Raw genomic sequence first — 13,994 nt, 5'->3', positions numbered from 1 at the left:
ACGAAAGGCGGCGTCAGGCGAACAGCCGCGGCCCGAAGATCATCAACAGCAGCCCGCCGATCATCGAGACGGTGATCGTGATTGTGACCGCTGTCGTGAGCTGTCGCCGGTCAGGAACCGGGAGTCGAGAGACGAACGACTCCGTGCTCGTCCGGAGGATGTGCCCGCCGTCCAGCGGGAACGTCGGGACGCAGTTGAACTGGCCGATGACGACGTTGATCCACCCCGTCCAGAACAGGGCGTTCGCCAGCAGGAACACGGGGGTGGTCCCCAGCGCGCTCAGTGGCCCTTCGACGGTGTAGAAGTTCGTCGCGATACCGGTGAAGCCGGCGAAGTTGTAGCCGAAGCCGCCGGCGACGCCGATGAAGGGTAGGATGATCGCCCCGAAGATCCGCTGGGTGAACGAGAACTCCCGTGCCGCGTCGGGGTTCTCGGGCGAGCCACCGAGGAACTCCAAGAACGTCGCGGCGGGGTACTCGTCGATGCCGAAGTCGTTCGTGGTCACGCCGCTGATACCCGCAAGCGGCGTGACGCCGAGGCGGGGGCTGTCACTCCCGCCCAGCGTGACCTGATAGGTCTGTGGCTGGCCGTCGACGTAGCCGACGACTTCGACCTCCTGGCCGGGCGAGGCCTCGTCCAGGGCGGCCCCGAGCGTGCTCGCGTCGTGTGTCCGCTGGCCGTCGATCGAGGTGACGATGACGGCCTCACGGCCCGGTGCGCTTGCGTTGTCCAGTGGGCCGTCGGGCTGGACCAGCACGTAGGCGCCGATCGGCATCGTCACCGACCGGCCCTCGGCGGTCGACAGTGTTGCGACGGTGGTGTTGCGGACCGCCCGCTCGAAAGCCACGCTCGTCGAGACGTTCGTCCCGTTGACCGCGGTGATCGTCTCCCCGGTCGTGACCGGCGCCGACTGGACGGCGCTGTCGACGACGACCGCCCGATCGACGGTCACGGACTCGGCACCTTCGAGCGAGACGGCGACGGAACTGGCTTCGGTCTCGGCCAAGACCGCGTCGAGTTCGTCGCCGTTTGCGACGGGTTGGCCCTCGACAGCAGTGATCACGTCACCGGACTCGATGCCCGCTTGGGCGGCGGGTGTCTCCTCTAAGGTTCCGCCGACCGGAACGCCGTCGACGACGGCGATCGCCCCCGAGATCGGTCCGAACAACAGGAGCAAGGCGACCAGCGCGAGCGCGAAGTTGTTCGTGACGCCGGCTGCGAACATCCGCGTCTGGGCGCCCCTGTCGGAGTGGATCAGTTCCTCCTCGTCGGGCTGGACGAACGCGCCGATCGGGACGATCGTAAACAGCGCCAGCCCCATCGACTCGATATCGATGTTCTCGACCCGACAGAACAGGCCGTGGCCGCCCTCGTGGACGACCAGACCCAACAGGAGTCCGAAGACGATCTCCGGGGCGACAGAGAGCGGGAGGAAGTCGTTGACGCCGGGGATCGCCAGCGCGTTCCGAGGCTCGTTGAGCGCGGAGGGCTGTGGGTTCACGATCGCCTGGTAGGCCCCGAACACGACCATCGCGAACGAGCCGACCATCACGACCAGTGCCATCCCGACACCGAGGTTCCCCCAGGCCCGCCAGAACCGCGTGGGGCGAGCCAGCCAGTCCAGGACGGCTTTCCCTTTCTGGGTGTGGATCGTGGTGATCGGCCCGCTGAATCGGATGTACTCGGGGATCACCCCGCGGGCTCGCAACGCCATCGCCAGCAGGGTGTAGGCGACGACCCCGGCGAACACCCACGTCAGCGTGCGTACCATGTACCACAGACGTAGGTCCACCCACGCAAGAGGGTTACCCTTCCACCTTTTTCTTCCTCGGGTGTCCTCGGCCGCCTCCGGCGGCCTGTGGACACCACTCGTCGAAAAACGTGGGCGAAAAAGCGCGAATCGCGCCGCGATTCGCGTGAAACCGCTCGCTACGCTCGCGGTATGCTCGTAGGTATGCCCCGCCTTTCCCCAGGTCGGCCGACGGAGCGGCCTCCCGGCCCACCGCACTGCGCCCGCTCGACTGGCCCACCGTACTACGCCCGCTCGGCTGGCTCACCGTCGCTCCAGCCGCCTACGCCTCCCGCCGCAACCGCTTGACGACGAACTCCTGGTCGAGTTTGGCGATGAACGTGCCCAGCTGCGGGCCTTCGGTGTCGTCGAACAGCAGGCGGTAGCCGGCGGCGAAGAAGTCACCGACGGGCACGTCGTGGCGTTTCGCCGTCTCGTAGATCTCGCCCTGGATGGTCTCGCCGTCGTGGCCCTCGGCGACGAAGTCGGCCAGTTCGTCCAGTGCGGCCTCGGTGGCCGCGTCGAAGTCGTGATCGGGCAGTTCGGCGCGTTTGAGTTCGTAGTCGAAGGCGTTGCCCGTCCGTCGTGCCCAGTTGCGGGCTCGCTCGACCCGGGCGAGAGCGTCTTCGACGGCCCACTCGGGGGCGTCGTCAGGGATGTGTCCCTCCCGGCGGGCGATCTCCTCGCGCAGGTCGGGGTCGTCGGTCATCCCCAGCACCGCGGCGAAGGTGTAGGGAATCCGGACCCGATCGGGGTCGGGGTCGGGGACGACCATCGGGTACGCGCGGTCGGCGACCGCCTGCTCGTCCTCGTCTCTGGGCTCTAAATCGCCGAAGTACAGTCCCTCGAACCGGTCGAACTCGTCGACGAGCTGGTCGACGTGCTCGACGGAGAAGTCCCGCTGTTTTCGGGGGGTCTTCACGAAGAAGTACGTGAACACCTCGGGTTCGAGGATCGCTAACACCTCGTCGACCGTGATGACGTTGCCCGACGACGATGAGAGCGGTTCGCCCTCCAGCGTGAACCACTCGTAGACCATCGGGACCGGCGGCTGGATGTCCAGGACGTTCTCGGCGATGTCCTCGCCGGAGGGCCAGGAGCCCTCGGCGTGGTCCTTGCCGAACGGCTCGAAGTCGACGCCGAGGATCTCCCACTGGGCCGGCCACTCGAACCGCCATGGGAGCTTTCCCTCCCTGAGAGTCGCGGTTCCCTCGTGGCCACAGCCTTCGATGGTCTGGTCCCCGGCCTCGACGTCTTCACAGACATAGCTGACCTCGCCGGCGTCCAGATCGATCTCGGTGACGCCCTCGGTGAGCTTCCCACACTCGGAACACTGCGGGAGGAAGGGGACGTAGTCGTCGTCGACCTTGTTCTGGTACTCCGCGAGTACTTTGCGGGCGCGGTCGGCACGTTCGAGCACCCGGCGGGTGACGGCTTCGAACTCGCCGTCGGCGTACAGTTCGGTGTTCGAGACGAACTCGACATCGATGTCGACGAGTTCCGCGCTCTTCTTCAGGAGGTTCGTGAAGTGAGCGCCGTAGGAGTCACAGCAGCCGAAGGGGTCCGGGATGTCCGTGTAGGGCTTCCCGAGGTTCCGGCCGAGCGCACCGGCGTCGACCTCGCCTAGGCCGACGACGTTCCACTCCAGGTCGGCCAGTTGTCGCGGGACCTTCCGCAGGCGGTCCTTGTCGTCGGCGGTGAACACCTGCCGGACCTCGTGGCCGCGGTCCCGGAGCGCCTCCGCGACGTAATACCCCCGCATGATCTCGTTGAAGTGGCCGATGTGGGGCACGCCCGAGGGCGAGACGCCGCCCTTGATGACGATCGGGTCCGACGGGTCCCGTGCTTCGATCGCGTCCGCGACCGAATCTGCCCAGAACGCCTGCTTTCCGCCGCTGCCGACAGCGTATGGGTCTTCGGCCATCTCAGCTCTCCGGGAGTACTTCGGTACCGTCGAAGTCGCCGTTCAAGACTGCGCGAACGACACGATCCGGATCGGTGCCGTCCAGAACGACCGTCCGAATGCCCGACCGCTGGATCACCTTCGCGGCGAGCAGGTCGACGGGGGCGTTGCTCCCGGCGTCCATCTCCATATCCGCGATGACATCAACCAGCTCTCCCGCGTCGATCTCGTCGAAACGGGTCGCGTCGGGGTCCGTCTTCGGATCGGCGTCGTAGACGCCGGCGACGGAGGTCGCGTACACCAGCAGGTCGGCCTCGACGTACTCCGCGAAGGCCGCAGCGACGGCGTCGGTCGTCTGTGCCGCGACGATGCCACCGAGTACTGGGATATCCCCGCGACGGATCGCTTCCCGACCCTCGTCGTAGCTCTCCGCCGGCGTCGGTGCGGCCCGGTCGTCAAGCGCGGCGATCAGTAACCGGCCGTTCAGCCGCGTAACGGCGATCCCGAGCTGGTCGAGTTCGATCTCGTTTGCGCCCAGATCTCTCGCGGCGCGGATGTACTTCCGTGCTGTCGGACCGCCGCCCACGACAGTTCCGAGTGTATGCCCCTGTTCGTCGAGTGACTGAAGCGCTTCGGCGTACGCAGCGACCCGGTCAGATTCCAGATCCGGAGCCAGGACGCTCCCACCGACTGAGACGACGACTTTCATTGCCCCGGCGTAGCTCCGAGGCGCTTATAAGGGTTGTCAAGCCGATTCGATCCACACTGGGGCCTCCGATGCATGAGGTGCATCCGCTCTGGCTCCACAATTACCGGCAAGGATTTCATTCTTTGCTGGTGAGAACGATCTATATTCTGAACACAAACTACGAAAATAATATGGCGTTCCAATCCAAGATAACGATCTCAAAAAGCGCTATAAAATATCTACGGCGCTATAAAACGATTGTAAAACGTCCGTTTCACACTATTTTTGCTAAATGGAGCCGAATCGACGCGAAGCTTCCTTCCTTTATATACTCCCGGCAGTACAAGCGATAAGCGAGGTCACACACATGAGCGCTACCCTATCGTCCTCTACCGAGGAAGAGCCCTCCAAAGAAGAGCGTCTCAAGTCCTTCCTCGCGGAGAAGGCAACTGACGGCGAGATGTACTTCAAGAGCAAGTTCATCGCAGAGGAGGTCGGTCTCTCGCCCAAAGAGATCGGCGCCCTGATGGTGAAGCTCAAAGACAGTGCATCCGAACTCCAGGTCGAGAAGTGGTCGTACACGAGTGCGACGACGTGGCGCGTCGAGCCAGCGTGAACGCGTCTGTCGCCGAGACCACCAATCCGCTGAGTCCGCTCTGAACAGTTTCTCTTCCGTGGTCGTTTCGCCAATCCAACCCGAAACGTCCCGTCCGTGAGCGCGGAGTATTAGTGTTCGGCTCCGCTACTCCGCAGCGATGAGTCGGTCCGACGAGAGGCCGCCACCGCCCGATGCGTTGGCCGGCGTCTTCCAGGTCTGGTCGGTCGAGCGCGTCGAGGACACGGTACGGTACGTCGGTGATCCGCTCGTCCCCCCCGACGCCGTCGTCGACGAATTACGGACGGCGTTCGGCCAGCGCGGGTACGATCTGCGGCTCGAACGGCAATCCACCGACGATACCGGCGTCGGAGACGGCCGCCGAGTCCCGACTACCGGCGGTAGTGCCTACGTCCTCGTCGCCGAACCGGAGACGACCTCGACGGGGTCGATCCCCTGGCTGAACGTCGGGCTCTTGCTGGCGACGATCGTCTCGACGCTGTACGTCGGTGCGACACAGTGGTACTACATTCCGGTCGCCGAGGCCCCGTTGCGTCTCTTCGAGGCCTGGCCGTTCGTCGTCGCGATGCTCGGTGTCCTGGGCATCCACGAACTCGGCCACTACGTCGCTGCCCGGTACCACGGCGTCGACGTGACGCTGCCGTATTTCATCCCCTTCCCCTCGCTGCTCGGGACGATGGGTGCGGTCATCAACATCCGCGGGCGAATTCCGAGCCGTCGGGCGCTGTTCGACATCGGCGTCGCAGGGCCGCTCGCGGGCCTGGTTGCGACGACCGTCGTCACCGTGATCGGGCTCACCTTGGAGCCGATCACGATCCCACAGGCCGTCCTCGAAAGCGACGCGGGGTACACGATCGACTTCCACGACCCACTGTTGTTACAGGGGTTGGACGCGCTGGTCACCGCCGCTGGCCTGCGGGCGACGGTCGGTCCCGGTGAGTCCCTGCATCCGATCGTCTTCGCTGGGTGGGCTGGGATGTTCTTTACGTTCCTCAATCTCCTGCCCGTCGGGCAACTCGACGGTGGCCACATCGTCCGTGCCATCGTCGGCCAGCGCCAGGAGACCGTCGCGGCGGCCGTCCCCGGTGGGTTGTTCGCACTGGCAGGGTTCCTCTACCTCACTCGTGACCCGCCGCCGATCGGCTTCGGAGTGTGGACGCTGTGGGTGTTCTGGGGTCTGCTGTCGTTGGGCTTTGCCTACGCCGGGCCGGCACGCCCGACGGTCGACGAGTCCCTCGATCGGCGTCGGACCGTGCTGGGTGTGCTCACGTTCATCCTTGGGCTAGCCTGTTTCACGCCGGTTCCCTTCGAGATCGCGGCGGCCGCGTGAACGGAACCGCTTGAATATCCGCCGAAAGGCGTCTGTCGACGTTCCATCGGTCGTATCGGTTCTCTCCAGCGACGCTCGCGAAACCGGGCGTTCGCCGTGAAACGAGTGAAACAACGCGAATCGAACGGAAGCGTCGGCCGGTTATATGCGCCGATGGGAGTAAGTGACGTGTACAGATGTGCTCCCGCCCACCCCTGCGGAACCCTCCCGAAGCGGACGCCGAGTTGAGTTACGACCAGCGGGCCGACGCCGCCGCCGAGGCGGCCCGGCAGGTCTCGACGACGCTCGCCGCCCTCGACCAGGACTAGTGTGAGTAGCCGCGGTCGGGCAGTGGCTCCCCGTCCAGGGTCACGCCGTCGGCCGTCGTCGTCCCGATCCGCGTGAGCGGACACGATACCGCCGCCCGCGCGGCCGGGAGGTCAGCCTCGGGAACCGTACAGACCAACTCGAAGTCCTCGCCGAAGAACGTGCCGAGTTCTCGCCGTTCCCGTTCGTCGCTCGCGACTGCATCGACCGCGTCGTCGATCGGGAGCGGGGACTCGATCGCAGCGCCACAGTCGCTGGCCGCACAGAGCTGGTGAACCGAGCGGGCCAGCCCGTCGCTGGAGTCCATCATCGCGGTCGCGTGCGGTGCGAGTCCGGTTCCGGCACGCACCCGCGGCTCGAACCTGAACAGCTCGTTCGCCCGCTCGGTCTCGCCCCCCTCGAACAGTTCGAGTGCGGCACCCGACCGGCCCAGCGTCCCCGTGACACAGACCGCCTCGCCGGGGCTGGCCCCCGAGCGACGGACGGGGTCGTCGGTCCGGCCCAGCGCCGTCGTGGCGGTGGTGAACTCCGCGTGGTCGTCTAAGTCTCCACCGACGTACTCGGCACCGACGGCCGAACAGACGTCTCTGGCACCGTCGACGAACGCGAGCAGGTCCGTCTCGTCGAACGTGGGCGCGCTGTAGACAGCCACCGCGGCGGTCGCTTCGGCGCCCATCGCGGCGACATCCGACAGCGAGGCACCGACTGCCCGCCAGCCGGCCGTGTAGCGGGTCGTCCCCTCGGGGAAGTCCGTCGTCTCGTGGAGCATATCCGTTGTCAACACCTGTCCGTCGACGACGGCACAGTCGTCGCCCGCGGCCGACAGCCGCTCGCTGAGTACGCCGAGTGCAGCCCGCTCGTCCATACCGGTGGGTCGGTGCCGGGGTGGAAAACGCTCCCGGTCACTGTCGGTGGGTTCAAGCCCCGGACGCTCCACGCCACCGACATGGACGACAGTCGGTGGGCGACGGTACTGGGGTTCGCCGGCGCACTCGTCGTCCTCGGCGCGCTCGTCTGGCTCGTCGGCGTCGACGAGACGATCACCGCGCTCACCAGCGCGGACCCGGCCGGGCTGGCGCTCGTCATCGGGATCGCCGTCCTCTGGCTCACTACCTGGGGGCTCGCGCTGTGGACGGTCCTGCGTGCGCTGGACGCTCCGATCCCGGCCTACATGGCTGTCCTCGTGTTCGCCGGCGCCATCTTCTCGAACAACATCACGCCGTTCGGGCAGGCCGGCGGGGAGCCATTGAGCGCGTTGCTCATCTCGACGGCCACCGACAGCGAGTACGAGACGGGACTGGCCGCCATCGCCAGCGTCGATACGATCCATTTCGTTCCGTCGCTGATGTACGCCGTCGTCGGGTTCACGTTCGTCGCGGCCGGCGCGGTCCGGCTCGGGCGAAACCTCATGTTCGCGGCCGTCGCGGTCGCAGTGTTGACGGTGGGGCTGCCGGTCGGCGCGTATCTGGGCTGGCGGTACCGGTACGAACTCGAAGCGACGGTCGTCCGCCTGCTCACGCCGCTGTTGCAGTTTCTTGGCCGGGTCGTCCCCGGTCGGTCGCCGCCGTCGAAGGCCGGGATCGAACACCGTATCGAGGGGTTTTTCGCCGCGATCGACCGGGTCGCGGCCGACCGCTGGACGCTCGTCCAGACCCTGGGATTCTCGGCGCTGGGATGGGCCTGTCTGGTCGCCTCGCTGTGGACCTCGCTGTATGCCGTCGGCATCACCGTTCCGGTGGCGTCGGTCCTGCTGGTCGTTCCCGTCGGATCGATCGCCAGTATCGCGCCGTTACCTGGCGGATCGGGCGCAATCGAGACCGTCCTGGTGACGCTGCTGGTCTCGACGACTCCGGCGACGCTGGTGGTCGCGACCTCCGCGGTGTTGATCCATCGCGGCGCGACCTACTGGCTCCCGACGCTGGTTGGGGCCGGCGTGGCGACGGCACTGGGTGCCGACCGCGCGACGACACGCGGATGAGAGCAGTTCACGTCCCGGAGCCGCGAACGATGCGCTTAAATGACGGCAACGGGAAAACTGGCCCAATGACGACACTCTACGACGCTCCGCCCGAGGAGCTCATCGAGGCGCTCACAGAGAAACTCGCCGACGAGGACGACATCGAACAGCCCGACTGGGCGATCGTCGCCAAGACGGGCGTCGACCGCGAACTCCCGCCCGAGCAGGACGACTTCTGGCAGCGACGCGCGGCCAGCCTGCTCCGGAAGGTCGCCGTCGACGGGCCGGTCGGCGTCAACAGCCTCCGCAGCGAGTACGGCAGCTCCAAGCAGGGGACCACGCGCTACCGTGTCCGCCCCAAACAGAAGTCCAAGGGCTCGGGGAACATCATCCGGACCGCACTCCAGCAGCTCGAAGACGCCGGCTACGTCGAGACCAGCCAGAACGACGGCCGCCGCATCACCGGTGACGGGCAGAGCCTGCTCGATGACACCGCCGGCGAGGTCATCGAGGACCTCGACCGCCCGGAACTGGAACGGTACGCGTAGAGCGCCTTTCTTCGATTTGTCGGTGCCGGACCGACGGTTCGACAGCCCGCTCCGAAATGATTTTCCGCGCGACGCCAGTAGTTCCGTGTAGTCATGAGTGGCGACCCGAACGAGGAGGAACTCGACGAGCTCCGCAAGAAGAAGATGGAACAGCTCAAGGAACAACAGGAGGGCGAAGACGGCGAGGCCCAGCAGGCGGCCCAGCAACAGGCCGACGCACAGAAGAAGGCGATCCTCCGACAGCACCTCTCGGACGGCGCGCGCAAGCGACTCAACACCGTCAAGATGTCCAAACCCGACGTGGGCGAACAGATCGAACAACAGGTCGTCGCGCTGGCCCAGAGCGGGCGTATCCAGGGCCAGATCGACGAGGAGAAGATGAAACAGCTCCTCCAGGAGCTGACACCCGACTCGAAGAGTTTCGACATCAAGCGCCGGTAGATGCGCTGTGGGCTGTGTTATAGCGCCGGGAAGGACTCGACGCTGGCGGCGGTACTCCTTGATCCCTTCTACGAGGTGGTGTTGCTCAGCGGGACCTTCGGAGTCGTCGATCCCGACCCCGCTCGCGAGGCCGCCGCAGCCGTCGGCTTCGACCATCTGACTGTCGACCTCGACCCGTCGGTCGCCGAGGAGGCTGTCGAACAGATGTATGCGGACGGTTTCCCGCGGAACGCCATCCAACAGGTCCACGAACACGCCGTCGAGACGGTCTCCGAGCGGGCCGAAGACCTCGACATCGACGCCGTCGCCGACGGCACCCGCCGTGACGACCGCGTCCCGACCATCGAGCGCCCCTTCGCTCAGAGCGTCGAGGACCGCTTCGGCGTCGACTACCTCGCGCCGCTCGCGGGCGTCGGCCGGGACGCGATCGACGACATGGCCGCACGGACGTTAGTCGTCGAGAGCGGTCCCAGCGATCGGATTCCGAAGGCCGACTACGAGGTCGAACTCCGGGCGCTGCTGGCCGAGCGGTACGGCCAGGATGCCGTCGACGAGGTGTTCCCCGAACACACCCAGTCACGGGTGCGGGGACTGGCGGAGTAACCAGCGCTGTTCTCGCTGTCCGGTAACGCCACTGGCCGATTAAGTGTCTCGGAGGGCACCCTCTTCGTGTGGGGGAGAACAAATGGGAATCTTCGTCCCGTACGACGGGTCTGCACTGTCGAGCGCCGCACTTGAACGGGCACACGAACTGGCGACAGCCACCGACGAAGAGCTAACCATCGCTACGGTCGTGCCCGACGATCATCGGATCGCTCTCGAAAACGGGTGGATCACTGAGGACGAACCGTTTGCCGTCGGGACGATCATGGAACGACTCCGGAGCCGTGTTGCGGGGATCACGCCGACGGCGGACTATCGAATCGAACACGTCGGCGGCCACCCCACGTCGGGAGGTATCGCCAGACGGTTGCGTGATATCGCCCGTGACGTCGACGCCGATCTCGTTGTGATGGGGAGCGAGAACATTGCGAGTTCGGCCACACCCGCCGACATGGTGAGCGGCCGGGTCGCTGCCCGACTGGAGCTCGACCTCTACATCGTGCAGGAAGAGCGGGCCGACGTCGAGCCGATAGCAGCGGTCTCGGTGTGAACGGACAGGTTCAAGCGCGCCCTCGCTGTACCCGCCGGTATGTACGACCGGGTCAAGGGCTTTCGCGACTTCTACCCCGAGGAGATGCAGGCGCGCCGCTGGGCGATGGACACGATCGAAGCTGTCGCCGCCCGCTATGGCTTCCGTGAGATCGGGACGCCGGCGCTGGAGCCGACCGAGATGTACGTCGACAAGAGCGGCGAGGAGATCGTCGAGGAACTGTACAGTTTCGAGGACAAGGGCGGACGCGACGTGGCGCTGACTCCCGAACTGACGCCGTCGGTCGCGCGGATGGTCGTCGCCAAACAGCAGGCCCTCTCGAAACCGATCAAGTGGGTCTCGACGCGGCCGTTCTGGCGCTACGAGCAGGTCCAGCAGGGCCGGTTCCGGGAGTTCTACCAGACCAACGTCGACATCTTCGGCTCCGCCGACCCCGCCGCGGACGCCGAGATCCTGGCCGTCGCCGTCGACATGCTCACCGAACTGGGGCTGTCGGCCGAGGACTTCGAGATCCGGGTCTCCCACCGCGACATCCTCTCGGGCCTGCTGGAGAGTTTCGACGCCGAGGTCGACACCCGCGAGGCGATCCGGGCCGTCGACAAGCGCGCGAAGGTCGAGCGCGAGGAGTACCTCGACGCACTGTACGAGACCGGGCTGAGCTACGATCAGGCCGAGACCTTCGACGAGTTGCTCCAGACCGGCGAGGAAGACCTGGAGGATTTGGCCGAGCGGACCGACGATCTCCGCGAGGCGACCGAGAACCTGCGCGCCGTGCTCTCGGCGACCGAGGACTTCGGCGTCCGTGAGTCCTTGACGCTGTCGCTGTCGACCGCTCGCGGGCTGGATTACTACACCGGCGTCGTCTTCGAGTGTTTCGACTCGACGGGGTCGGTCTCCCGGTCGGTCTTTGGCGGCGGCCGCTACGACGACCTCATCGAGGGCTTCGGCGGCCAGCCCACGCCAGCGGTCGGCTTCGCGCCCGGGCACGCGACCCTCCAGTTGCTCTGTGAGCGGGCCGGCGTCTGGCCCGAGGAGACACTGTCGACGGACTACTACGTCCTCCAGGTCGGTGACACCCGAGCGACAGCGGCCCGGATCGCCCGGGACCTCCGCGAGCGGGGTCACGTCGTCGAGACGGATGTCGTCGACCGCTCGTTCGGTGCCCAGATGGGATACGCCGACGGGATCAACGCCGAGACGGTCGTCATTGTCGGCGAACAGGACCTCGAAAACGACGAGGTGACGCTCAAGGAGATGGACGACGGTGAGCAGGTGAGTGTCCCGGTCGACGCGTTCCCCGGCGAGTACGACCGCCCGACCTACGCGGATTTCGCCGAGTGACACTGCTACCGTAGTTTTTTGCCCGTCCCGGCTAGTCCCCCGAGTATGGTTCCCACTCTCCCGAAGAACAAGCTCATGGGTGTCGTCGGGACGCTCTCCTTCGGCCTGCCGGCGCTGTTTGCGATCCTGAATCTCGGCGCGTTGGTCCCGGCGACGTTCGTCCTCTTTGCGTTCATCCTCCTGCCGCTGATCGGTATTCTCGGCGACGATTTCCCGCTGGTCGAACCCGAGCCAGCGGAGCCGGAGGACGCAGAAACGCCGGCCGAAGACTCCCACGGCGTCGACGACCGGACGGTCTCGACCGACCGCTCTCCGCTCGAACAACTCCGGGAACGCTACGCCCGCGGCGAGGTCAGCGAAGAGGAGTTCGAACGGCGGCTCGAACGGTTGCTGGAGACCGAACACGTCGATACGGAACGGTCCCGTGACCGCGAGTTCGAGGTCGAGTAGCTACAGCGATCGCTCCATCTCGTTCTCGGCGCGATCCCGGGTCGTCGTTTCGAAGCCGACCGAGTCGTACAGCCGCATCGCGATGTGGTTGGTCCGCTCGACGGCCAGCCAGACGTTGTCCAGCCCCTGCTGTTGGCCGTGGCCGAGCAGCACCCGGATGAGCTGTGAGCCGATCCCGACCGACTGGTAGCCCGGGTGGACGAAGATCGCGAGCTCCGAGGTTCCGTCGTAGGGGACCAACACGGCGTGGCCCACGATCCGGTCGCCGTGCCAGACGACGACGTTGTACCCCTCCACGAGTAGACCTTCGATCCACTCGCGGATCTCGTCCTCGTGGCGGGGTGGTAACCCCTGTGCGCGGGAGTCGGCGTCGAAGTCGGCGTACATCGCCACGAGTGGCTCCGCGTCCCCGTCGTACGCGTCGATCTCCAGGTCCCGCTCGGCTCTATCCGTGAACGCGACCGGTGGGCGCGGAAACTCGGGGCTCTCGTCGGCTGTGGGCATCCACGTCTACGTTGGGGATTCACCGTCCTAAGTGTGGCTGTCGGTTCCCAGCGTCTGCGAACCGCTGCCGGGGGTCGTCGTACCCGCCGGCATCGACGAGCGCCCGCCGGAACTCACACGCCGAGGCCTCCAAGTGACCGGCCCGCCAAGCTTCGGTGATGCGTGCCTACCGGATCGCCTACGACGGCCGGCCGTTCCACGGCTTCCAGCGCCAGCCCGACGTACGGACCGTCGAAGACGAACTGCTGGCTGCACTCTCCCGGCTCGGTGTCGCCGACCAGCGGGTCCCCGAGGGGTACGCGGCGGCCGGCCGCACCGACGCCGGGGTCTCGGCGCTGGCACAGACCGTCGCTTTCGAGGCACCGGACTGGCTCTCGCCGGCCGCGTTCAACAGCGAACTCCCGGCGAGCGTCCGCGCGTGGGCCAGCGCGAACGTCCCCGCATCGTTCCACGCCCAGTACGACGCGACCGAGCGTCGCTACACCTACCACCTCCACGCTCCCGATGCCGACGACGAACGCGCTCGGGCCGCACTCACGGCTCTCTCCGGGGAACAGGACTTCCACAACCTTACGCCCGACGACGAGGGGACAGTCAGGGAGCTCTCGACCCACCTCTCCCGGGACGGGGAGTTTCTGGTCGTGGCGCTGACCGCCGGCGGGTTCTGCCGGCAGCTCGTCCGCCGCGTCGTCGGGCTCGTCGCCGAGATCGCCCGCGGACAGCGGGACTCGTCGTTCGCCGACCGGGTCCTCTCGACCGAGTCCTTGGAAGGGCCGGACGGCGTCGCTCCTGCGCCAGCCCACCCGCTCGTGTTGACCGACGTACTGTACCCGGGCGTCGAGTTCGCGGCCGACGCCGATGCTCGGGAGAGTGCCCGCGAGGTGTTCGCCGACGTGCGCGCCACGCGAGCCGCTGGCGCCCGCGTCGCCGGGACGATCCGGGACGGGCTGGAGTGACCGAGAAAGGCT

General features: G+C 66.5%; 16 protein-coding genes. 11 read left to right on the top strand and 5 right to left on the bottom strand.

The annotated features are described in order from the left end of the window. Nucleotides 1–13: 13 nt before the first annotated feature. From VJ109_RS05890 to pyrH, 3 genes are all read right to left on the bottom strand, one after another. The gene (locus VJ109_RS05890; RefSeq protein ID WP_324759790.1) at nucleotides 14–1,771 is read right to left on the bottom strand and encodes a site-2 protease family protein; all 1,758 of its coding nucleotides are present in this window, start codon (nucleotides 1,769–1,771) and stop codon (nucleotides 14–16) included. Between the two features lie 301 nt (nucleotides 1,772–2,072). Continuing rightward, nucleotides 2,073–3,713, bottom strand: a complete 1,641-nt coding sequence (gene lysS, locus VJ109_RS05885) for a lysine--tRNA ligase (RefSeq protein ID WP_324759789.1) — start codon at nucleotides 3,711–3,713, stop codon at nucleotides 2,073–2,075. A 1-nt stretch (nucleotide 3,714) separates the two neighbouring features. Beyond that, nucleotides 3,715–4,401, bottom strand: a complete 687-nt coding sequence (pyrH, locus tag VJ109_RS05880) for a UMP kinase (protein ID WP_324759788.1) — start codon at nucleotides 4,399–4,401, stop codon at nucleotides 3,715–3,717. Between the two features lie 346 nt (nucleotides 4,402–4,747). Here pyrH and VJ109_RS05875 point away from each other — a divergent pair, with 346 nt between their 5' ends. The 3 genes from VJ109_RS05875 to VJ109_RS05865 all read left to right on the top strand — a co-directional run bounded on the left by VJ109_RS05875 (nucleotide 4,748) and on the right by VJ109_RS05865 (nucleotide 6,634). Beyond that, on the top strand, nucleotides 4,748–4,996 hold the full coding sequence (locus VJ109_RS05875; RefSeq protein WP_324759786.1) for a DUF7123 family protein: 249 nt from the start codon (nucleotides 4,748–4,750) through the stop codon (nucleotides 4,994–4,996). 139 nt (nucleotides 4,997–5,135) lie between these two features. Next, nucleotides 5,136–6,326 carry a site-2 protease family protein gene (locus VJ109_RS05870; RefSeq protein ID WP_324759785.1) on the top strand — a complete coding sequence of 397 codons (1,191 nt, stop codon included), beginning with the start codon at nucleotides 5,136–5,138 and terminating at the stop codon, nucleotides 6,324–6,326. Nucleotides 6,327–6,502: 176 nt separating this feature from the next. Continuing rightward, complete coding sequence (locus VJ109_RS05865; protein ID WP_324759784.1) at nucleotides 6,503–6,634, top strand: hypothetical protein; 132 nt, start codon at nucleotides 6,503–6,505, stop codon at nucleotides 6,632–6,634. Here the strand turns inward: VJ109_RS05865 and thiL are convergent. Further along, nucleotides 6,631–7,497 (bottom strand): thiamine-phosphate kinase, encoded by an 867-nt coding sequence (gene thiL, locus VJ109_RS05860; RefSeq protein ID WP_324759782.1) that lies wholly within the window; start codon nucleotides 7,495–7,497, stop codon nucleotides 6,631–6,633. The genes VJ109_RS05865 and thiL overlap by 4 nt on opposite strands. An 81-nt stretch (nucleotides 7,498–7,578) precedes the next feature. Here thiL and VJ109_RS05855 point away from each other — a divergent pair, with 81 nt between their 5' ends. The 7 genes from VJ109_RS05855 to VJ109_RS05825 all read left to right on the top strand — a co-directional run bounded on the left by VJ109_RS05855 (nucleotide 7,579) and on the right by VJ109_RS05825 (nucleotide 12,522). Further along, nucleotides 7,579–8,610, top strand: coding sequence for a lysylphosphatidylglycerol synthase transmembrane domain-containing protein (locus tag VJ109_RS05855; protein WP_324760395.1), 1,032 nt, complete (start codon nucleotides 7,579–7,581; stop codon nucleotides 8,608–8,610). A 65-nt stretch (nucleotides 8,611–8,675) separates the two neighbouring features. Then, a complete protein-coding gene (locus tag VJ109_RS05850; protein ID WP_276179468.1) occupies nucleotides 8,676–9,137 on the top strand; it encodes a 30S ribosomal protein S19e in 462 nt (153 codons plus the stop codon). A gap of 93 nt (nucleotides 9,138–9,230) precedes the next feature. Continuing rightward, on the top strand, nucleotides 9,231–9,578 hold the full coding sequence (locus VJ109_RS05845) for a DNA-binding protein (protein WP_324759780.1): 348 nt from the start codon (nucleotides 9,231–9,233) through the stop codon (nucleotides 9,576–9,578). Beyond that, nucleotides 9,579–10,181 carry a DUF7411 family protein gene (locus tag VJ109_RS05840; protein ID WP_324759778.1) on the top strand — a complete coding sequence of 201 codons (603 nt, stop codon included), beginning with the start codon at nucleotides 9,579–9,581 and terminating at the stop codon, nucleotides 10,179–10,181. Between the two features lie 82 nt (nucleotides 10,182–10,263). Then, nucleotides 10,264–10,731: a universal stress protein gene (locus VJ109_RS05835; RefSeq protein ID WP_324759776.1), complete on the top strand. Its 468-nt coding sequence runs from the start codon at nucleotides 10,264–10,266 to the stop codon at nucleotides 10,729–10,731. A gap of 39 nt (nucleotides 10,732–10,770) precedes the next feature. After that, a complete protein-coding gene (hisS, locus tag VJ109_RS05830) occupies nucleotides 10,771–12,072 on the top strand; it encodes a histidine--tRNA ligase (protein ID WP_324759775.1) in 1,302 nt (433 codons plus the stop codon). A gap of 45 nt (nucleotides 12,073–12,117) precedes the next feature. After that, nucleotides 12,118–12,522, top strand: a complete 405-nt coding sequence (locus tag VJ109_RS05825; RefSeq protein WP_324759774.1) for an SHOCT domain-containing protein — start codon at nucleotides 12,118–12,120, stop codon at nucleotides 12,520–12,522. On the opposite strand, the gene VJ109_RS05820 is transcribed toward VJ109_RS05825, so the two are convergent. Continuing rightward, complete coding sequence (locus VJ109_RS05820) at nucleotides 12,523–13,026, bottom strand: GNAT family N-acetyltransferase (protein ID WP_324759772.1); 504 nt, start codon at nucleotides 13,024–13,026, stop codon at nucleotides 12,523–12,525. Between the two features lie 158 nt (nucleotides 13,027–13,184). Here VJ109_RS05820 and truA point away from each other — a divergent pair, with 158 nt between their 5' ends. Then, nucleotides 13,185–13,982 (top strand): tRNA pseudouridine(38-40) synthase TruA, encoded by a 798-nt coding sequence (gene truA, locus VJ109_RS05815; protein ID WP_324759770.1) that lies wholly within the window; start codon nucleotides 13,185–13,187, stop codon nucleotides 13,980–13,982. Nucleotides 13,983–13,994 lie beyond the last annotated feature (12 nt).

The organism is Haloarcula montana (assembly GCF_035666295.1).
Classification (GTDB): Archaea; Halobacteriota; Halobacteria; order Halobacteriales; family Haloarculaceae; genus Haloarcula; species Haloarcula montana.
This window is presented reverse-complemented; position numbering and strand designations above follow the sequence as displayed.